Source organism: Methylobacterium sp. CB376 (assembly GCF_029714205.1).
Lineage (GTDB): Bacteria > Pseudomonadota > Alphaproteobacteria > Rhizobiales > Beijerinckiaceae > Methylobacterium.
In genome coordinates this window covers 6,023,728-6,043,757 of the sequence record NZ_CP121648.1, presented here as the reverse complement: position 1 = coordinate 6,043,757, position 20,030 = coordinate 6,023,728, and the positions used below count along the sequence as shown (strand labels likewise).

Annotated in this window: 18 protein-coding genes and 1 tRNA gene; 6 read left to right on the top strand and 13 right to left on the bottom strand. The window is 70.8% G+C overall.

Annotated features, from left to right (window positions below; translation table 11 throughout):
- Nucleotides 1–37: 37 nt before the first annotated feature.
- The 3 genes from QA634_RS27860 (at nucleotide 38) to QA634_RS27850 (ending at nucleotide 3,465) form a co-directional block, all read left to right on the top strand.
- The gene (locus QA634_RS27860; protein ID WP_012335228.1) at nucleotides 38–985 is read left to right on the top strand and encodes a LysR family transcriptional regulator; all 948 of its coding nucleotides are present in this window, start codon (nucleotides 38–40) and stop codon (nucleotides 983–985) included.
- A 436-nt stretch (nucleotides 986–1,421) separates the two neighbouring features.
- Nucleotides 1,422–2,153 (top strand): HAD-IA family hydrolase, encoded by a 732-nt coding sequence (locus QA634_RS27855; protein WP_012335227.1) that lies wholly within the window; start codon nucleotides 1,422–1,424, stop codon nucleotides 2,151–2,153.
- A gap of 7 nt (nucleotides 2,154–2,160) precedes the next feature.
- Complete coding sequence (locus QA634_RS27850; RefSeq protein WP_012335226.1) at nucleotides 2,161–3,465, top strand: NAD(P)/FAD-dependent oxidoreductase; 1,305 nt, start codon at nucleotides 2,161–2,163, stop codon at nucleotides 3,463–3,465.
- 88 nt (nucleotides 3,466–3,553) lie between these two features.
- Here the strand turns inward: QA634_RS27850 and QA634_RS27845 are convergent, their stop codons facing one another.
- From QA634_RS27845 to QA634_RS27795, 11 genes are all read right to left on the bottom strand, one after another.
- Nucleotides 3,554–4,444 carry a mandelate racemase/muconate lactonizing enzyme family protein gene (locus QA634_RS27845; RefSeq protein ID WP_265576431.1) on the bottom strand — a complete coding sequence of 297 codons (891 nt, stop codon included), beginning with the start codon at nucleotides 4,442–4,444 and terminating at the stop codon, nucleotides 3,554–3,556.
- A gap of 48 nt (nucleotides 4,445–4,492) precedes the next feature.
- Nucleotides 4,493–4,708: a hypothetical protein gene (locus QA634_RS27840; RefSeq protein WP_265576430.1), complete on the bottom strand. Its 216-nt coding sequence runs from the start codon at nucleotides 4,706–4,708 to the stop codon at nucleotides 4,493–4,495.
- A gap of 9 nt (nucleotides 4,709–4,717) precedes the next feature.
- Nucleotides 4,718–6,778 carry an NADH:flavin oxidoreductase gene (locus tag QA634_RS27835; RefSeq protein WP_012335225.1) on the bottom strand — a complete coding sequence of 687 codons (2,061 nt, stop codon included), beginning with the start codon at nucleotides 6,776–6,778 and terminating at the stop codon, nucleotides 4,718–4,720.
- Nucleotides 6,769–7,755: a pyrroline-5-carboxylate reductase family protein gene (locus tag QA634_RS27830; RefSeq protein WP_012335224.1), complete on the bottom strand. Its 987-nt coding sequence runs from the start codon at nucleotides 7,753–7,755 to the stop codon at nucleotides 6,769–6,771. Before QA634_RS27830 ends, QA634_RS27835 begins: the two co-directional genes overlap by 10 nt.
- A 202-nt stretch (nucleotides 7,756–7,957) precedes the next feature.
- Nucleotides 7,958–8,740: an amino acid ABC transporter ATP-binding protein gene (locus QA634_RS27825; RefSeq protein ID WP_012335223.1), complete on the bottom strand. Its 783-nt coding sequence runs from the start codon at nucleotides 8,738–8,740 to the stop codon at nucleotides 7,958–7,960.
- Nucleotides 8,727–9,563, bottom strand: a complete 837-nt coding sequence (locus QA634_RS27820; protein WP_012335222.1) for an amino acid ABC transporter permease — start codon at nucleotides 9,561–9,563, stop codon at nucleotides 8,727–8,729. Before QA634_RS27820 ends, QA634_RS27825 begins: the two co-directional genes overlap by 14 nt.
- Entirely contained in the window at nucleotides 9,560–10,306 is a 747-nt protein-coding gene (locus QA634_RS27815) for an amino acid ABC transporter permease (RefSeq protein ID WP_012335221.1), read from the bottom strand. The genes QA634_RS27820 and QA634_RS27815 overlap by 4 nt, the downstream gene beginning before the upstream one ends.
- Nucleotides 10,307–10,350: 44 nt before the next feature.
- Nucleotides 10,351–11,178 (bottom strand): transporter substrate-binding domain-containing protein, encoded by an 828-nt coding sequence (locus tag QA634_RS27810; RefSeq protein ID WP_150108735.1) that lies wholly within the window; start codon nucleotides 11,176–11,178, stop codon nucleotides 10,351–10,353.
- 14 nt (nucleotides 11,179–11,192) lie between these two features.
- Nucleotides 11,193–12,746: an FAD-dependent oxidoreductase gene (locus QA634_RS27805; RefSeq protein WP_012335219.1), complete on the bottom strand. Its 1,554-nt coding sequence runs from the start codon at nucleotides 12,744–12,746 to the stop codon at nucleotides 11,193–11,195.
- 102 nt (nucleotides 12,747–12,848) lie between these two features.
- A complete protein-coding gene (locus QA634_RS27800; RefSeq protein ID WP_012335218.1) occupies nucleotides 12,849–13,751 on the bottom strand; it encodes a LysR substrate-binding domain-containing protein in 903 nt (300 codons plus the stop codon).
- 1,266 nt (nucleotides 13,752–15,017) lie between these two features.
- A tRNA-Lys gene (locus QA634_RS27795) sits at nucleotides 15,018–15,093 on the bottom strand.
- A gap of 101 nt (nucleotides 15,094–15,194) precedes the next feature.
- On the opposite strand from QA634_RS27795, the gene QA634_RS27790 reads away from it, so the two are divergent.
- Nucleotides 15,195–16,280, top strand: a complete 1,086-nt coding sequence (locus tag QA634_RS27790) for a hypothetical protein (protein WP_012335217.1) — start codon at nucleotides 15,195–15,197, stop codon at nucleotides 16,278–16,280.
- 150 nt (nucleotides 16,281–16,430) lie between these two features.
- On the opposite strand, the gene tgt is transcribed toward QA634_RS27790, so the two are convergent.
- Both tgt and queA read right to left on the bottom strand, forming a co-directional pair.
- Nucleotides 16,431–17,567 carry a tRNA guanosine(34) transglycosylase Tgt gene (tgt, locus tag QA634_RS27785; protein WP_012335216.1) on the bottom strand — a complete coding sequence of 379 codons (1,137 nt, stop codon included), beginning with the start codon at nucleotides 17,565–17,567 and terminating at the stop codon, nucleotides 16,431–16,433.
- Nucleotides 17,564–18,652, bottom strand: a complete 1,089-nt coding sequence (queA, locus tag QA634_RS27780) for a tRNA preQ1(34) S-adenosylmethionine ribosyltransferase-isomerase QueA (protein WP_012335215.1) — start codon at nucleotides 18,650–18,652, stop codon at nucleotides 17,564–17,566. The genes tgt and queA overlap by 4 nt, the downstream gene beginning before the upstream one ends.
- Before the next feature lie 100 nt (nucleotides 18,653–18,752).
- Here queA and QA634_RS27775 point away from each other — a divergent pair, with 100 nt between their 5' ends.
- Nucleotides 18,753–18,953, top strand: coding sequence for a hypothetical protein (locus tag QA634_RS27775; protein ID WP_012335214.1), 201 nt, complete (start codon nucleotides 18,753–18,755; stop codon nucleotides 18,951–18,953).
- A gap of 163 nt (nucleotides 18,954–19,116) precedes the next feature.
- Nucleotides 19,117–20,004 carry a cation diffusion facilitator family transporter gene (locus QA634_RS27770; protein WP_012335213.1) on the top strand — a complete coding sequence of 296 codons (888 nt, stop codon included), beginning with the start codon at nucleotides 19,117–19,119 and terminating at the stop codon, nucleotides 20,002–20,004.
- Nucleotides 20,005–20,030: the final 26 nt, after the last annotated feature.

Here is a 20,030-nt window from a genome sequence, read left to right as displayed (position 1 = left end):
GCGCCCTCGCAACCTGCTCGGGAAAGGATGCTCGCGGATGCCGCCTCTGCGCCGGATGATCCCGTCCAGCCATGCGTTGTTCGTGTTCGAGGCCGTGGCGCGCAACGTCAGCTTCACCCAGGCGGCGACCGAGCTGAACGTGACCCAGCCGGCGGTTAGCAAGGCAATCTCGCAGCTCGAGCGCCATCTCGGCGTGCGGCTCTTCGACCGTTCCAGCGACGGCCTCGCGCTGACCGAGGAGGGTAGCCTTCTCTTCCAGCGCGTGACGGACGGATTCCAGGGCATCGAGGCGGCGCTGCGGGAGATCGACATCAGGCGCACCGGAACCGACACTGTCACGCTGTCGGTCTCATCGGCCTTCGCCACGCACTGGCTGATGCCCCGCATCAACACCCTTCAGGAAGCGTTCCCGGCGGTCGACTTCCGCTTCCAGCTCATCCCCGGGGCGCTCGGCGGCCCCGTCGACAGCGTCGACCTCGGGATGCGCTTCGTGGAGGGGCCCGACCGCGACCACGAGGCGCTGTTCCTGATGAACGAGGTGATGCTCCCGGTCTGCAGCCCGACCTATCTCGCCGGCAGCACGGCCGGCGGCGGCCGGACCACCATGGTCAACCTCACGGCGACTTCGCCGGCGCGCACCCGCGAGGTCGATCCCGGGCCGGGCTGGACCGGCACCCGCGCTTCCCTGAACTTCTCCGACTACGCGGTGGTGGTCCAGGCCGCGCTCCTCGGCCAGGGCGTGGCGCTCGGCTGGCTGAACGTGGTGTCGCACTGGCTCGCAACCGGCGACCTCGTGCCGGCGAGCGAACGACTCACGCGGACCGCGCGCGTCTGCCAACTTGTCCACCTGCGCGCGCGTCCACTCCGCGCGTCGGTGGCCGCGGTGCGGGATTGGATTATCGCGGAGATGCGGGCCGACATCGCCAAGGCCGACGCGCGCTACCCCGACCTCGGCCTGGAGCGGGCGTGTTTCGGGGCGCCATAACCTCAAGTTATGCGGGGTCGACTTTTCTGATGTTGAACGGGCCGTCGGGTTTTGTGAGCCTGTGCGGGCAGAGCACGCAGGGACGCGGGAGAGCGGTCGGCGCGATGGTGACGTTCGGATCACTCGTCCAGCCGAGACGGCGCGCGCAACGTCGGTTCCGTCGCTGGGTCGCGCAGCGGTGGGTGGCGGTGGAGACCACCCCCCTCCCGGCCGTGCGGTCCTCGACGCCGCACGCGGCGAGGTGCCCCGGCGCCTTGGCGGGCCGTCGCGAGTGGGCCGTGCCGCACGGCCCGGCATCGCCGGACGCTTGACGATCCCATCGGCGGGCGGCGTGCAATCCCGCGCCTCGCCCGACGCTCGCGGTCCTGGTTCAGCCGCGAGACATCATCGCTGGGGCGGCCGAGCCGCCCTGCGCCACCGCCTGAGAGGAACTCCCATGCCCACTCCTTCCCTCGACAGCTTCAAGGTTCTCACCTTCGACGTCGTCGGTACCCTGATCGACTTCGAGAAGGGGATCCTGGACCACCTGCGCGCGGTGTCCGGGCGCAGCCGTGAGGAACTCAGCGACGCCCGCATCTTCGAGGTTTACCTGCGAGGCCGCGAGTTGCACCACGAGCGGTCGAGCGAGGTCTTCGTCGACGTCTACCACCACGTCGCCAAGGAACTGGGATTTCCCGACAGCGACGCGGCCGCCGACGCGTTCCAGCTCTCGGTGCTGCGCTGGCCGGCCTTCTCCGACTCTGCCGCAGCCCTCAGGCGCCTGCGCGGCCATTATCGACTCGTCGCGATGACGAATGCCGACCGCGCCGCGTTCTCGTTCTACTCCCACACGCTCGGAACCCCCTTCCACGACAGCGTCACCTACGACGAGACGGGCGTCGCCAAGCCCGATCCACAATTCTTCGCCTTCAACCGCGGCCGGCAATCCGCCTTCGGCTTCACGCAGAGCGAGATATTGCACGTGGCCCAGAGCCAGCATCACGACATCGGCGTCGCCCGCGATCTCGGCTACACGGTGTGCTGGATCGAGCGGCGCCAGGGGCTCGAGGGCTTCGGCGGCACGCCGAAGCCGGCCAGGGTGACCACTCCCGATTTTCATTTTCCGACTTTGGAGAAGCTCGCCGACGCCGCCGACGCGGCCTTCGCGGCGGCCGTGACGGGGCGGTAGCCCGGCCATGGAATCGCCTTTCCCCAGGCCCTCGGCCGCCTCGCTCTGGGCCGCCCGCGCGGTGCCGGCTCAGGATTTCGCGCCGCTCTGCGACGACGTCCAGGCGGACGTCGCGGTGGTGGGCGGCGGCTATACGGGCCTGTCGGCGGCTTTGGCGCTGGCCGAGCGCGGTGAGCGAGCGATCGTCCTCGAGGCGAGCACCGTCGGGTGGGGCGCGAGCGGTCGCAACGGCGGCGTGGTCTCGGCGAAATTTCGCGCCCCCTTCCAAGCGATCGCTGCGGCGCACGGGATCGAGGTGGCGCGGCGCATGCACGCCATCGCGCACGATTCGGTCGGCACGCTCGAGCGGATGATCGCCGAGCACGACATCCCGGAGGCTGGTTACGCCCGGGTCGGCCAGCTCAAATGCGCCCATACCCCGCAGGCCCTGGCATCCGCCGTCGCCGACATGGAGTGGATGCGCCGGGAGATCGGCGACGCTTCGGTCACGAGGCTCACGGGCGAGGAAGTGGCGGCCGAGACAGGCTCGCGGGACTTCGTCGGCGGCGTCCTCTCGGCCCGTGCGGGCGGGCTGCACCCGCTCAACTACGCGCGGGGACTCGCGCGCGCCGCGCATGCCAGGGGGATCGCGATCCACGAGGGCAGCCCCGCCACGGAACTTCGCCGCGAGGCGGGCGGAATCCGCGTCGCGACGTCCCGCGGCTCCGTCCGGGCCCGCCAGGTGATCGTGGCGACCAACGGCTACTCCGACCTCACCCCCGCGACGGAGCCCCTGCGCACCCGCCTGGTTCCGTTCCGCAGCGCGATCCTCGCCACCGAAATCCTCTCGGACAATCTGCGGGCGGCGATGCTGCCGACCCGCCGCATCTGCGTCGAGACCCGGCGGATGATGCGCTGGTTCCGGATGGTCGACGGCCGAATGGTCTACGGCGGTCGCGGCGCCTTCGGCCGCCACGACACCGCGGCGGCATTCGCGGACCTGCGCCGGGCGATGGTGCGCACCTTCCCGGCGCTCGCCGACACGCCGGTGTCCCACCAATGGTCGGGCCTCGTCGCCATGACCCTCGATGCGCTGCCGCATGTCGGCCGCCTAGACGACCGCGTGACCTTCGCGATGGGCTACAACGGCGCCGGCGTCGCCATGTCGACGCATCTCGGTCGCTACGCCGCCGCCTTCGCGCTCGGCGAATCGCCCGATGTCGGTCTGCTCGGCACCCACGCTTTCCAGCCGCTGCCGTTCTACGGCCTGCGCGAGCCGGTGATACGGCTCGTCGCGGGCTGGTACCAGTTCCTCGACGCGATCGGCCGCTGACGCACGGTCCCGCCGCGCGGGGTTGCCGCGCGGAGGCGAGGGCGGCCCCCTGTCTCCGCGCGACCAAGCAGGGCCGGCGCGTCGAGCCCTACCGGAACTCGGCCCAGAGGAAATCGCGCAGGCTCTCCTTGCGGAGCGTCACGCCGTACCCGACGGTCTCCCGCACCGGGATGGTGCCGGCCGTGACCTGTGGCTCGATCGGATCCTCCAGCACCTGGGTGTAGCCGGGGATGCGGTCCCAGTACGGGAAGTGCTCCTGCATGGAGAAGTTCGGCGTTGCCGCGCTGAAATGCATCGCGATCGCCGTCGAGAGGGCGCTCGCGCAGACGTGCGGCTGCACCTTCACGCCGTAGGCTTCGGCCATCGCAGCGATCTTGCGGCCCTCCAGGATACCGCCCGTATTGCCGAGGTCCGGCTGCAGGATGTCGACGGCCCGCCCGGCGAGCAGGTCCCGGAAGCCGTAGCGCGTATAGACGCGCTCCCCGAAGGCGATCGGCTGGGAGATCCCGGCGGCGATCTTGCCGAGGGCGTGCGGGTCGAACGGATCCGCCGGCTCCTCGACATAGGCGATGTCGAAGGCCTCGACCTCGCGGCAGAAGCGGATCGTCTCGTCGGGGGTGAGCCCCCCGCTGAGGTCCAGCATGATCTTGGGCCCGGGTCCGAGGGCGGCCCGCAGGCCGGCGACGGCCGCCACGGCCCGTCGGCGCAGGCCGTCGTCGGTCGTCCCGCGGCGCGACGGGTGCCGCAATCGGCCCGTCTCCAGGATCGCCGCGAAGGGATAGAACTTCAGCGCGTCGTACCCGTCCGCCACCGTCGCCTCGGCGAGGCGCGGCAGGTCGGCGGCGTCCTTGCAGCCAAAGTACCAGCCGTTGGCATAGGCCGGCAGCCGGTCGTGGATCCGCCCGCCGAGGAGGTCGTAGGCGGGCACGCCGAGCGCCCGCGCCTTGATGTCCACCAGGGCCTGCTCGATCGCACTCATCGCCGCGAAGACGATCGGACCGCCGCCCTTCGTCCAGACGCTCTGGTCCTACATCTCGGACCAGATGGCCTCGATCCGGAAGGGATCGCGGTCGATCACGCAGCGCTCGCAGAGCTCCCCGATCATCGCGGCAGCCGCCTTCCCGCCGAGCCCGTAGGCGACCGCCGCCTCGCCCAGGCCCACCGTGCCGTCGTCGGCGGTCATCTCGAGGATGACCGGCCGGATGCCGCCGCTCTCGACCACGTAGACGCGGACCTGCCTCACCCGCATGGGTCAGAGCGCCCGGCAGAGGCGCAGCGCATCGAGCACCGCCGTGTGCACGTTGCGGCTGGCGACCGCGTCGCCGACCCGGTGCAGCTCCATCTGCGCCTCGGGGCGCCAGGTTAGCGGCTGCGCGGCGCCCGCGAGGAGCGCGTCGATATCCGTGACACCGTCATTGGCCGAGTGGGGCCGGAGACCGTGATAGAGATCGTCCGCCGGCCGGGTGCCGTGCTCCACCAGGATCTGGTCGGCCGTGCGCTCGCTGAGCTGCTCAGAGGCGAGGTTGCGGAAGGTTGCGATGAGACGGTTGCCGCGCCGCTCGACCTTGACGATCTCGTGGTCGAACGTCGTCGGCACGCCGAGTTCGTAGATCCGCTTCTTCCAGATGATGCGCTCGGCATAGGTCAGCTCCTGCGCGATCTGGGCGTCGATCGACACGAACTGCACCTTGCGGCCGTCCTGCGCCGCGGCCTCGGCCGCCTGGGGCCCGGGATGGCGGCCGGTTCCGTCGTAGACGAGGACCTCCCCGGCGAAGGGGGTGGTGCCACCGATCACATCCCAGACGCTGCCGCAATGCTCCGCGCCGGGGATCCAATCGATGTCCGGGACACCGCCGGTGGCCACCACGACCGCGTCCGGCGCCTCGGCGAGCACGTCCTCCACCTCGGCGTAGCGGTTCACCTCCACCCGCACGCCGAGGCGCCGGATCTCCTCGGCGCGCCAGTCCACGATGCCAATCACGTCGCGGCGCCAGCTCGCGCGCTGGCTCAGCAGGAGCTGACCGCCGAGCTTGGCGCCCGCCTCGAGCAGCACGACCTCGTGGCCGCGCAGGGCCGCGACCCGGGCCGCCTCGAGGCCGGCGGGGCCGCCGCCGACGACCACGACCTTGCGGCCGGGCCGGTTGGACCGGGTGATCTCATGGGGGAGCTGCCCTTCCCGCCCGGTCGAGGGATTGTGGATGCAGTGCGGCCGGTGGGGCGACTGGCAGTGGGTTGCACCCACGCAGGGCCGCACCCGCTCCTCCTCGCCGGCCGCGATCTTGCGCACGATGTGGGGGTCGGCGATGTGGGCGCGGGTCATCGCCACCATGTCGAGGAGCCCCTCGCGGATCGCGTGGCGGGCCGTCGCAATGTCGGAGATCCGGGCCGCGTGGAACACCGGCAGCCCGACCTCCCGCTTGAAGGCGCCGACCTGCCGCAGCCAGGGCGCGATCGGCGAGGCCATGCCCGGCATGTTGTCCACGGCGAGCGCCCGCTCGGTGTCCATGCGGCCGACGATGGCGTTGAAGAAGTCGAGCATGCCGGTGCGCTCGAAGAGGTGCGCGACCTTGATGGCGTCGTCCATCGGCAGGCCGGACTCGCCCTCGTCGATGACGTAGCGCATGCCCACCACGTAGTCGTCGCCGACCTCCCGGCGGATCGCCTCGAACACTTCAAGCCCGAAACGGCAGCGGTTCTCCAGCGAGCCGCCGTACCGGTCGGTCCGCCGGTTGGTCGAGGGGGAGAGGAACTGGCCGATGAGGTGACCGCCCGCCAGGGTCTCGACGCCGTCGAGGCCGCCGTCCCGGCAGCGCCGCGCGGCGGCTGCGTAGGCCTTCACGACCCGTCGGATATCGTGCTCGTCCATTTCCTTGGGGAAGCTGCGGTGCAGCGTCTCGCGGATCGCCGAGGGTCCGATGGTCGGCAGCCACTTGTCGCCGTAGGGCTCGCCGCGGCGGCCGAGATGGGTGATCTGCACCATCAGCGCCGCGCCCTCCGCGTGCATGCGCGCGGAGAATTGCTGCAGCCAGGGGACGATCTCGTCCGTGCCGACATTGAGCTGGCGGAAGATGTTGGGGCTGTCGGGCGCCACGTTCGAGGAACCGCCGAACATGCTGAGGCCGATCCCGCCCTTCGCCTTTTCAAGGTGGTAGAGCTGATAACGCTCCTTAGGCATGCCGCCCTCCTCCAGGCCGGCGGCGTGGCTGGTGCTCATGACCCGGTTGCGCAGGACCAGGTTCTTGATCCGGAGCGGCTGGAGGAGCGGATCGCGGGTGCTCGCGACGGACGGGGTGATCGCTTCGGCTAAGGGCATGGGACCTCTCCGGAAGGGAGGATGGACGGGGCGGCGCCGGGTGTGGAACCGGCCGGCGGCCGGTGACGGGTGACGGGGGCGAGCCCGAGGAGTTGCGCCTCGCGCCGGACCGTCGCCTCGACGAGCCGCGCGCAGAGGGCAGGTCCGTCCAGGGCAGCGATTGCAGCCTCGGTGGTGCCGCCAGGCGTGGCCGTGAGTGCGACGACGTCCTCGAATCGCAATCCCTCATCGAGGAGGGCTGCGAGGGCCGCGACGGCTTCCGTCATCATGGTGCGCAGCTCTTCCGGCCCGACGATCCGCGCCCGGACAGCGTTGGCCTCTAGGAAGTCCGCGCAGAACGCGGCCAGGATCGCGGGCGCCGATCCGGCGAGGTTCGAGGCAATGCGCCCATCCGCCGGATCGGCGAGCACCGGCCGGCAGAAGCGCCGCAGCAGGGTGCGGACGCGCTCGACCTCCGCAGGCCCGGCGTTGGGGCCGGGGGTGATGAGGGCGACGCCCCGGCCCACCGCCAGGGCCGGCGACGGGATCACCTTGACGATTGGGCGGGCGCAGAGGCGCCCGAGATCTGCGAGCGGCACCGCGTTGGTGACGCTGACCAGGACGGCCTCCGCGCGCAGGTGAGGGGCGAGCGCCGCCACGCCCTCGCGGTACGCCTCCGGCGGCAGGCACGGCACCGCCATGTCCGCCTCCGCCGCGAGGCGCGCGACGTCCATGGAAGCGACGCCGGGCCAGGCCTCCGCCGTGGCGGCGGCCCGCGCCGGGTCGCGTCCAGCCACGATCACGCGCGTCTCCGGCGCGAAGCGGCGCAGGGCCGTGAGCAGCACGGTCCCGATCCGGCCGAGCCCGATCAGGCCGACCGTCGGCGCGGGATCGAGAGGTGGGGCGTCGGACGTCAAGGATTGGATCTCACCGGTATGAACCTCGCTCATGGCGCGCCGCGGGGCGGGCGTGGTGCCGCTCCCGAGGCGATCGGGCATGGGGCCGCGCTCCATCCGCCAGCGTGGGGTGAGCACGCGGGGCGCCGCCATCTCGAACAAGCCTGGACGCCTGCCTCACCGGCGCGAGGCGATCTCCGGCGTGACGCTTGCGGAAGCCCGACCGTCCCGCGCGGAACGGACGCCGCCCCGGATCATCGATCCCATCGCGCGTCGCGACGAACGCTTACCTCATCGCGCATCCTTAGAGGATCTGACTCAGGAACTGTCGTGTCCGCGGATCCTTGGCGTTCCTGAAGATCTGGTCGGGCGGCCCGTCCTCGACGATGACGCCGCCGTCCGTGAAGTAGACGTGGTTGGCGACCTCGCGCGCGAAGCCCATCTCGTGCGTCACCAGGATGCAAGTCATGCCCTCGGCGGCCAGTTCCCTGATGGTGAAGAGGACTTCCTTGACGGTCTCCGGATCGAGCGCCGCCGTGACCTCGTCGAAGAGCATGACTTCGGGCCGCATCGCGAGACTTCTGGCGATGGCCACCCGCTGCTGCTGCCCGCCCGACAGCTGCCCCGGATAAGCATCCTCCTTGCCGGTGAGGCGCACCTTGGCGATCAGGCGCCTCGCCCGCTCCTCCACCTGCGCCCGCGGCTCCCGCAACACCTTGATAGGCGCCATCATGACGTTCTCCAGCACCGTCTTGTGCGGGAAGAGGTTGTACTGCTGGAAGACGATCCCGACCTTCCGGCGCAGGGCGAGCTTGTCGAGCTTCGGGTCGTTGACCTCCTGCCCGTCCACGGTGATCGAGCCGCCCTGGATGGCGCTGAGGCCGTTGATGCAGCGGATCAGCGTCGACTTGCCGGAGCCCGAGGGTCCGATGATGCACACGACCTCGCCCCTGCCGACGTCGAGGCTGATGCCCTTCAGCACCTCGAAGGCGCCATAGGATTTGCGGACGTTGCGGAGCGAGACGAGGGCGCGGCGGCCCTCGCCGGTCGCGGCGCCCTCGGCGGTGGATTGATCAGCCAACAGCATATCGGCGCTCCAGCACGCGCGTCCACACCGCGATCGGGTAGATGTAGACGAAGAACAGACACAGCAAGAACAGGTAGAACGGAAGCAGAAGCTCCGGGCGGGCGCCTGCCGCCTCCATGCTCGCCTGGGCGTTCGCGACCGCCTCGTGCACGCTGAAGATCGACGCCATCGGCGTCGACAATGTCAGCATGGCGTACCAGTTCATCCAGGGCGGGATGCAGCGGCGGACGCATTGCGGCAGGATGATGTAGCGCAGGGTCTGCGCGCGGGTGAAGGCCAGCCCCTCGGCCGATTCCCACTGCCCCGACGGGATCGACCGCACCGCGCCGCGCAGGATCTCGCTGATATTGCCCATGACCGGCAGCGCGAAGGCCAGGGTGGCCTTGCTCCAGTCCGGAACGGGGACCAGCCATCCGCCCGGCAGCCGGACCTCGACGGGCATGAAGTAGGTCACCAGGAACAGGATCACCAGCCATGGCGAGTTGCGCAGGAGGTGCGTGACGAAACGGGCCGGCAGCCGGACGGCCGCCCTCGTGCTGATCTGCATGAGGCCGAGGCCGATCCCAAGGATCGTCGCGATCGCCATAGCGAGGAAGCTCATGGCGAGGTTGAGCGCGAAGCCCCGCAGGATGAACGGAGCGTAGGTGATGAGCGCAGTCAGCGCCGTGGAGGGGGTCCCGAGGGCGGAGGAGCGCACGACCGCCGCGGCGAGCGCGACCACGAGCGCCAGCAGCACCACGGCGACGTGCCACGCCCGGAACCCCCTCAGGACCTGACCGTCCCTCAGGCGCGCGATGCTGAGCTGGAAGGCCGGCTGCCTCATTGTCCGTATCCCGGGAGCACGAGCCGGCGTTCGACTGCATGCAGGCCGGCCGCCAGCAGCGTCACGACGACGATGTAGAACCCGAACAGGACCAGCATCATCTCCGACGTGTTCAGGTTGTCGGACCAGACCTGGTTCAGCACGTAGGTCATCTCCGGAACCGTGATGATGTAGGCGAGCGACGTCGTCTTCGCCAAGCTCACCAGGTTATTGGTAAGGGCGGGCAGGCTGATGCGGAACGCGAGGGGCAGAGTGACGTAGATGTAGGTCTGGAACCGCGAGAAGCAGAGGCTCTCGGCGGCCTCTAGGGTCGAGTCGGGCACGGCCTCAATGCCCGCCCGGAAGATCTCGACGTTAAACGCACCGCCGAAGATGCCGAGCGCGATCACCGCCCAGGCCAAGGAGGAGATCAGAGGCTGCGAGTAGCCGCCCATGTCGATCTCGGGCGTGAAGGCGCCGAGACCGAGATAGAAGAACAGGAGCTGGATCATCGGCGGCGTGTTGCGAAACGCCTGGATGTAGGCGTCCACGCCCCAGCGCAGCGTCCGCGATCGGGCGCCCTGGGCCCAGGCTCCGAGCACGCCGATCACCAGGGACAAGGCCAGCGACCAGGCGATCAGCCACAGGGTCGTCGAGGCGCCCGCGATGAACCGGCCGTACTCGTAGGGATCGTAGAAGATGTTGAAGTTCCACCCGGTACGATCGTAGAGGCTTCGAAAGAATGGCCCTATGAGATCCAGCATGCCGACACCTCAGCGCTCGAACCGCAACCCGCGAGCGACCATTCTCACTTGAGGTAGGATGTGTCCCAGTGCAGCTTCTGATGCTGCTGCGCGAACCAGTCGGACATCGTCACGCCCCACTTCTTTCCGAGCTCGATCAGCTTGCCGTCGGCCTGCCAGCGATAGGCCATGCCGGCCATGAACGCGCCCCAGGCCTTGTCGCGCTCGTCGAGGGGGACCGCGGCAGCCCAGGGATTGTTGTAGAGCACGGGGACCGGCATCTCGTAGCCTTCCCATTCCGGCAGGGCGAGATCGGCCATGATGCTGACGTCGTCGTAGAGCCACGCGACGCACTTTCCGGCCCGCAGCCCCTCCTTGCCCTCCGTGTTCCCCGCAAAGGCAATCAGGTTGGCGTGCAGCTCGGTCTGCACTTGCTTGTTGTAGTAGTTGCCCTGCTTGCCACAGACCGGCTTGTTGGCGATGTCCTTCCAGTCTTTGATCGCGCCCTTCTTGGCGAGGAGCGTCGGTCCGGACGACCAGTAGGCCGGCTCGATCATCCCGATGATCTTGCGCCGGTCGCTGGCGTCGTACATGCCGCCGAGGATGAGGTCGATCTTGCCCTGCTGGAGGTACTGGATCCGGTTGGCCGAGGTGATGATCACCGGCTCGAGCTTGACGCCGAGCGTGTCGGCCACGGACTTGGCAAGTTCGACCTCGATCCCCTGCAGGGTTCCATCTGGCGCCGGGAACGACCACGGCTTGAAGGCGCCCTGCACGCCGACCCGCACCACGCCACGATCGAGGATCTCCTTCAGGCGGCCTTCGGCCGCCCCGGCGGACGAAGCGACCAGCCCCCCGCCGAGCACCGCCGCCACGACTACAATCGTCCTCATCGGTCCGCCCATCGTCATGTCCTGGCCTCCACCCGATCAACCGACAATCTATCAGTCTCTCGCCGCGCGAACCTGATATTCTGGTGCCGCATGAAGCTGTCGACCTGCGTCGCGACATCGCCCGGCGACCATCCCAGCAGATCGGAGACGGTCTCCGCCGCCACCTCGACGGTGCGCCGGTCGAGGTGGCGGCCCCACGCGAGTCCCGTGCGCGTGTAGAGGATGCCCATAAGGTCGCGGGCGTGCTCTGCGCCGACGGCATGGCGCATGCGGGCCGCGTCGCCCGCGGCGGGATCCGGTCTCGATGCGGGGAGAGGCGGCACCGGCGGCAATCTGGACGGCGCGAGCACGCGGCCGACCGCCTTCCGCAAGTCGCGGCCGGCGCTCAGGTGGGACATCACCGGCCCCGCGGTCATCGCGAAGATCCCGGGCAGGCCGCGATCCGCGAGGTCGTGGATCTCGCGCACCCGGCGCCCCATCGGCTGGCGGGCGTCGTATCCGAGTGGCCGTACGCCGGCCCAGGTGAAGACGACGTCGGATCGCCGCAGCCGGAGACCGGGAAGGAGGAAGTTGGCCTCCTCGATCAGGAAGGCAACGTCCTCGTCCGTGGCCACGGCGTCCGCGGCGTCGCCCCCGTAGGGCGTCTCGGTCGGTCCGAAGCAGAACAGGTCGCCTCCGAGGGGGAGGCAGTAGAACGGATGTCCCCCGCGATGCAGGCAGGCGATGCCGTGGCCCGCGTAGCGCGGCGGCAGCCGAACGACGATGTGCGCACCCTTGGTGCCCGTCACGAGCGGTACGCGCGGCTCCGGCGCGATCCCGGCGATGATCTCGTCGGACCACGTCCCGGCAAGGTTGAGCACGACGGGGGCCTCGACCATCTCGACACTGCCCTGGCCCGACAGGCGCAATGACCAGCCACCCTCCGCCGTGCGCCCGGCGATCGTAGCACGGGTGAACAGGCGCAGCTCCGCCCCGCCGCGCTCCGCCTCCAGGGCGGCATCGACGCAGAGCCGGTCCGGGGAGTCGATGATGTACTCGCGGTAGGTGGCGACGGAGCGCAGGCGATCGCGATCCCTCAGGTCGCACACGAAGGGCACGTGCCGGTCGAAGTCCCCCGCGACGCGCCGGTAGTCGAGGACCGGCCGGGCCGGGCCGAGGCGCCTGAGCAGGCCGAAGCCGAGGTCGAGATGCCACCCTTTGACGGCGTCGCCGCCGTAGACGGGGAAGCACATCGTGAAGGGCTTGCAGATCTCCGGTCTCAGGGCGCTGAGTTCGGCGCGCGCCTGCATCGCCGCCCGCGCCATGCCGGCCGCGCTGGCCAGGCGCCTGGGCGAGGACAGGAAGCTGCGCAGGGGCCGCGACGTTTCGAAGTAGCGCAACCCGCAGTGGAGGATCCGAGACGAGCGGCTCGACGCGCCGTGGGCGAGGTCGAACATCTCGGCGAGCAGGACCTTGTACCCGGCCGCGGTGAGTTCGCGCGCCGCGCTCGTGCCGTTGATGCCGCCACCGATGATGACGACATCGTAGCGGCGATCGCCCTGTGCTTCTCGCCGTGAGGGAATACCCACTGCCCTACCTCTAAATCAGCGACTTGATGGAGTGAACACCGGAATTCGGAATGCGCAAAATTGATTGTTCGCGGAGCGTTATGCGCGTTCCGCATAATAGGCTCAGTCCGGGAAGCGCGCCATCAGGCGGTCGCGTTCCGAGGCCATCAGGTCCAGCAGGGCGTCGGCGGCCGGGTTGGCCGGGCGCGATTCGGGACGCAGGAGCGCGACGTTGAAGGGAATGGTGGGCACGAAGCGCAGGAGCCGCAGGCGCTCGTCGCGTTGCATGAGCGCGGTGTAGGGATCCACGAGGCCGATGCCGACGCCCTGCTTGACGAGTTCGTAGACGACCATCGACAGCGGGGCCTCGTAGCGGGCCTCCAGCGGCACGCCGCTCGTCCGGAATGCCTGGGGCAGCAACTGCCCCATCGCGGTGAACGACGAACCGACGATGAACGGCTCTCCACGGAGATCCGACGGCCCGACCTGGTCCCGCTCGGCGAGGGGATGATCGCGCGGGACGGCGAGAAGGTAGGGGCGGTCGCTGAAGATCTCCGTCCGGAAGCCGGACCGCTTGACCGGCATCTCCGCGACGCCGAAATCAATCTGCTGCGAGGCTGCCCACTCCTCAACCTGGACCGAGGGCTGGACGTTGAGCAGCACCCGGGTCCGCGGCCAGTCCCGCGCGAAGGTCGCGACCGTCGCCGGGATGAAGTTGAGCCCGAGCGCCGGCAGCACGGCGGCCGAGACGCGGCTGCTCTCGCCCTCGGCGGCCCGCGAGGCGAAGGTCTTGAGCGATTCGAGCGAGACGTAGGCCCGCTCGACCTCGTCGAGGAGGAGTTGGGCCGTGGAGGTCGGGACGACCAGCCCGCGCCGGCGCTCGAACAGTTTGGCGCCGAGTTCCGCCTCCAGCTTGTCGAGCAGGCGGCTCACCGCGGGCTGGCTCCGCCCGAGAACCTCGGCGGCCGCGCTCACCGTTCCGGTCAGCATGACGGCGCGAAACGCCGCTAGGTAAAGGAGTTTCATGGATGGCGGCCCGCAGACTTGTCCGATGTCCGAGACACTGCGATCTGGCGCCCTCCGCTGCAGCGCACCACGCCGGTGACCGTGCTGGACGCCATCGGATCGTTCCTCATAGAGGAGTGTCGCGGACGCGAATGCGCTGAAGTTCGCGCGCCATCAGCCTTAACACACCCCCCGTGCCACCTTGGTTGCGGAGCCGGCCCCGGATCGTCAACGCCCTTGCCCTTGAGCCGAGTAGCGGAACGGACCGACCCTCTGGTGGGTTCGAGGGCCCGCCCCGCGCCGGGCCCGTCGAGGAGATCACGTCCGTGCAGATCAGCGGCAGATCCGCGCGCTGCGATGCCTCCCGGGCAGGAAGATCTCGGAGAACGAGACCCTGTGTGGGGAGGTCGAGCGGGTGATCGCTCCTCCAGGGCGACCTTGCGCGTGACCGGAGGGCGGCCGGCGAGCGCCGCAGCGGGGGCGCTCGGTCTTGGCGCCCACACCTCGCCAACTTCCGGCGGACCGTGGCGCGGGTCGAAGCCACGCCGGGCACGGGCGCCCTGCCGCCGATTGGGGCCGCGGACAATCCCGATGTGCAGCGGACGAGCTGACAGCATTGCACCTCGTGCCGGCCCGCGACCAGCGGGACCCGGCGTGCCACGCGACCTCGGCGACATCCACTGCTTCTGGTGATGCGGCACGGCGTAGGCGGCCGGCACGGTCATGGCGGCGCAGCCGGTGGCGAACACAAAGGGCACGTCGCGCCGCCGAGACGCACGAGCCGTTTTCGCAGGCACGGGAGGTGCGCGTGAACGGACCGGAGACGGTCGAATCATTTGACCTGCTGAAGCCTCTTGGAGCGGCGTCGCTCACGTCCGACGCCGATCGTCCGCGAAGGGGTCGGCCACCAGAGGGATGGAAGCTTCAGAGACGTCCGATTTGTGGGGCCGAGCGGCCATTCCGGCAGCCCTGATCGAAGGTCTGGAAGTGGCGCATCTCTGCCGTTCAGCGGGCAACGGCTATGTCACTCCGAATTGGTCGCAGCAGGTGCCACGCTCCTCGGAGTCCCTCTGCTCAGTTGGGAGGTGCCCCGCATGATGGCGTTATCCACCGAGCTGCACCGCCACGTGTAAAGCTTCTTCCCCGCAAGCTTGACGCGAGTGCAACGTCGGCAGGCGCTTGCCACCCCGCGGCACACGGGCGGTTCACGGTTACCCGTGCAGATACCCGGATTAACAAATGGACCCTCGTGGGGGGCCAAAATCCCGCGTAAGTATTTGATATTTTTGGTGAGCGCGCTGGGACTCGAACCCAGGACCTACAGATTAAAAGTCCGTTGCTCTACCAGCTGAGCTACGCGCTCGCTTCCGCGCGGGCCCGGCGCGGGGAGCCCGGTGATCCGTGAGCGGAGCAGGCGCCGATGTAGGGGGTTGACGCCGCCGGGTCAACCGCCGAACGAGGGGCGTGACCCGCCCCGCGCCCCCGAGCGATCCCCGTCCCGACCCCGCGCCGCCCGCCGCCTGGCGCCGCTTCCTCGGCCTCACCCTGGGCACGGCCGCCGCCGCCGGCGCGGCGGCGTTCGTGTTCATCGCCGCGATGGACCCCTACGGCCTGCGCGCCGCGCCCGGGCGCCGGCCGGGGCCGGTCATGGACCTCAACCAGCGCTTCATGTACCCGCAGATCGTGCGCGGCGGTGCCTTCGACGCCGCCGTGTTCGGCACCTCGACGGCGCGGCTCCTCGACCCCCAGGCGCTCGGGCGCGCCTTCCCGGGGCGCTTCGCCAACCTCGCCATGAACGCCGCGACGCCGTGGGAGCAGATGCAGCTCGCCCGCTTCTTCCTCGGCCGGGTGCGGGCGCGGGCGGTGATCCTCGGGCTCGACGCGAGCTGGTGCGACCCCGCGGCGGACGAGAAGCGGCTCACCTTCCGCCCCTTCCCGCCCTGGCTCTACGGCGAGGATGCGCCGTGGCGCGGCCTCCTCGCGCAGTGGAACCTCCAGAGCCTGGAGATCGCCGGCCGGGTGCTCCTGCACCGCCTCGGGCGGATGCGCGAGCGGATCCGCGGCGACGGCTACGAGGTGTTCACGCCGCCGGAAGCCACCTACGACGCGGCCCGCGCCGCCGCGCACATCCGCGCCATGGCCGCCGCCCAGCTGCCAACCGCCCCGCAACCTGCTGGTCCTGGCCGGACCTTCCCGGCCCTCGTCTGGCTCGACGGGTTCCTCGCCGCGGCCCCCTCCGACGCGCTCAAGGTGGCGGCCTTCATGCCGGCCCACGTCGCCGTCCAGCCGCGGCCGGGCTCGCCGGAGGCCGCGCAGGAGGCCGCCTGCAAGGAGGAGGTCGCGGCGATCGGCCGGCGCCACGGCGCCACGGTCGTGGATTTCCGCATCCCCTCCCCGGTCACGGCCCGGGACGCGAATTACTGGGACGCCCTGCATTACCGGCTGCCCATCGCCGAGCGGGTGCTCGACGGGCTGCGGCGGGCCGTCGCCACGGGCGCGGACGATCCCGAGGGCGTCTACCGGGTGCTCGCCCGCCCGCCCCAGGGCTGACCGGCGCGCCGCCTCCCTCATCCGACATCCGGTCGATGGCTTCGCCATCTCCCCTTTCGGCCATGCGGATGTCGGCTTCGCTCAGGCGCCGCGCTCAGGCGCCGCGCAGGCGCGTGATCCGGGATCCGCTTCGATCAAGCGGATCCCGGATCAGCCGCCCGCCCGGTCGCGCTCGGCGCGCGCCCAGCCCTCGCGGGTCTCGCCGACGAAATCGTCGAGCCGCCCTGCCGCGATGGCCCGGCGCAGGCCCGCCATCAGGTCCTGGTAGTAGGACAGGTTGTTCCAGGTGAGCAGCATCATGCCGAGGATCTCGCCCGCCCGCACGAGGTGGTGGAGATAGGCCTTGCTGTAGAGGTGGGCGGCCGGGCAGGCGGAATCCGGGTCGAGGGGCGCGGCGTCCTCGGCGAAGCGGGCGTTGCGCAGGTTCATGCGGCCGTGCCGGGTGTAGACCATGCCGTGCCGGCCGGCGCGGGTCGGCATCACGCAGTCGAACATGTCGATCCCGCGGCGCACCGCCTCCACGATGTCGTCGGGCGTGCCCACCCCCATCAGGTAGCGGGGCTTGGCCGCCGGCAGGTGGGGCTCCACCGCCTCGATCATCGCCAGCATGGTGCTCTGCGGCTCCCCCACCGCCAGGCCCCCGATGGCGTAGCCCTTGAGGTCGAGGCCGACCAGGGCCCGCGCGCTCTCGACGCGCAGGGCCGGGACGTCCCCGCCCTGCACGATGCCGAACAGGGCCCGCCCCGGCTGCTCGCCGAAGGCGATGCGGCAGCGCTCGGCCCAGCGCAGCGACAGGCGCATGGCGCGCTCGATCGCCGCCGGCTCGGCCGGGAGCCGCACGCACTCGTCGAGCTGCATCTGGATGTCGGAGCCGAGCAGGCCCTGGATCGCGATCGAGCGCTCGGGGGTCAGCACGTGGGCGCTGCCGTCGAGATGCGACTGGAACGTCACCCCGGTCTCGTCGAGCCTGCGCAGGCCCGACAGGGACATGACCTGGAAGCCGCCGGAATCGGTGAGGATCGGGTAGGGCCACTGCATGAAGGCGTGGAGCCCGCCGAGCCGCGCCACCCGCTCGGCGCCGGGGCGCAGCATCAGGTGGTAGGTGTTGCCGAGCACGACGTCGGCGCCGAGCGCCTTCACCTGCTCGGGATACATCGCCTTGACGGTGCCGGCCGTGCCCACCGGCATGAAGGCCGGGGTGCGGATGACGCCGCGCGGCATGCGGATCTCGCCGGTGCGGGCGGCGCCGTCGGTCGCCGCGACGGTGAAGCGGAAGCTGTCGGTCATCGGCCCTCGGCCCGGAACAGGAGGCTCGCGTCCCCGTAGGAGTAGAAGCGGTAACCCTGCGCGACGGCGTGCGCGTAGGCCGCCCGCATCGTCTCGAGCCCCGCGAAGGCGCTCACCAGCATGAACAGGGTCGAGCGCGGCAGGTGGAAATTCGTCATCAGGACGTCCACCGCCCGGAAGCGGTAGCCCGGCGTGATGAAGATGTCGGTCGCCCCCGCGAAGGGCCGGATCGTACCGTCGGGCTCGGCGGCGGATTCGAGGAGGCGCAGCGAGGTGGTGCCGACCGCCACGATCCGCCCGCCCTCGGCGCGCGCCCGGTTGAGCCGCGCCGCCGTGCCGGGCGTGATCTCGCCGGTCTCGGCGTGCATGCGGTGGGCCTCGGTGTCCTGCGCCTTCACGGGCAGGAAGGTGCCGGCCCCGACATGCAGCGTGAGGCGGGCCTCGCCGATCCCGGCCGCGCCGAGCCGCGCCAGGAGGTCGGGCGTGAAGTGCAGGCCCGCGGTCGGCGCCGCCACGGCCCCGGGCTCGCGGGCGTAGACGGTCTGGTAATCGGCGGCGTCGCGGGCATCCGCCGGGCGCCGGCCGGCGATGTAGGGCGGCAGGGGCAGTTCCCCGAGCCGCGCCACCGCCTCGTCCAGGAAGGCGCCCGCGAGATCGAAGGCCAGGGTGATCTCGCCCTCCTCCCCGCGCGCCGCCACCGTCGCGTCGAGGTGGCCGAGGTCGCAGGCGCTCCCGTCCCGGCCGCTGCCGAAGCGGATGCGGTCGCCCTCGCGCAGGCGCTTGCCCGGCCGGGCGAAGGCGCGCCAGCAATCCGGCCCCTCGCGCCGGTGCAGCATCGCCTCGACGCGGACGCTCGACCCGTCCGGACGGGCGCGCAGGCCGCGCAGGCGGGCCGGGATCACCCTGGTGTCGTTGAAGACGAGGCAGTCGCCCGGCCGCAGCAGGGCGGGCAGGTCGCGCACCCGGGCCTCGGCCAGGGGGTGGCCCGGCGCGACGCGCAGCAGGCGGGCCGCGTCCCGGGGCTCGACCGGGCGCAGCGCGATCAGCGCCTCCGGCAGGTCGAAATCGAACAGATCCACGCGCATGGGGGCCAACAGCACGGATCGGCCCTGCGGATCAATGCCCGGTGGCGCGGCCGGCGCGCCCGCGCCATCTAGAGGCAGCCGCGAAGGAGGGATCCTGGCGATGTCGAACCATCCGACGCTCGATGCGGAGCTGGTGACCTGGTGGGAATGCGAGGCCGAGCGCCTGGAGGCGCTCGCCACCTCGGCCCATTTCGGCTTCCTGCGCCGCCACTACGCCCGCAAGGCGGCCGCCGCGCGGGCGCGCGCGCAGGTGAGCCGCGTGCGGGAGGAGGCGCGCCGGGGCGCCCCGGCCGTCTCCTGAGCCTCGTCGCCGCCGGCGCCACCGGCGCGGCGGCGATCATCCCGCCCCGCTTCCGGCGGGGGCTTAGCCCCGGCTAAGACATGTGCCGTGGCCTTCCCGGGGGAGCGCCGCTTATGAGGCCGGCGCCCCGCCCGGCCGGGGCGTCGCCGATGGAATTCGTGAGATGGAACGCGCGCAGGCCGCGGCCCTGGTGAGCACGGGGCTCGGGATCGTCGTGCTCGCCCTGAAGTTCGGCGCGTGGTGGCTCACGGGCAGCCTCGCGCTCTACTCGGACGCGCTCGAGAGCATCGTCAACGTCGTGGCGGCCGCCACCGCCTTCGTCGCCCTGCGCGTGGCCGCCCAGCCGGCCGACCAGGAACACCCCTACGGCCACCACAAGGCCGAGTACTTCTCGGCGGTGATCGAGGGGGCGCTGATCGTGGTCGCGGCGATCATGATCCTGAAGGACGCCTACGAGGCCTATCTCGCCCCGAAGGCGATCGACCTGCCCCTGCTCGGACTGGCCGTGAACGGCGCGGCGACCGTCGTCAACGCCGCCTGGGCCTGGATGCTGCTGCGCCGCGGCCGGGCGTGGCGCTCGCCGGCCCTGGTCGCGGACGGCCGCCACGTGATGTCCGACGTCGTGACCTCGGTCGGCGTGCTCGCGGGCGTCGGCCTCACCACCGCGACCGGCTGGCTCCTCCTCGACCCGGCCATCGCCGCGCTGGTCGCGCTCAACATCCTGTGGTCGGGCTGGGGGATGGTGCGGGACTCGGTCAACGGCCTGATGGACCAGGCGGCCGCCCCCGAGATGCTGGAGCAGATCCGCGGCCTGATCTCCGAGCACGGGGCGGGCGCCCTCGAGGCGCACGACGTGCGCACGCGCCACGCCGGCCAGGCGACCTTCATCGATTTCCACCTCGTCGTGCCGGGCGAGATGACGGTGGCGGAGTCGCACGCGATCTGCGACCGCCTGGAGGAGGCGATCGAGGCCGCGCTGCCCGGCGCCGTGGTGTCGATCCACGTCGAGCCGGGCGACCACGCCAAGCAGCGCGGCGTCCCGGTGCTGTAGCGGCGCACCGCCGTCCGCGCGGGCCG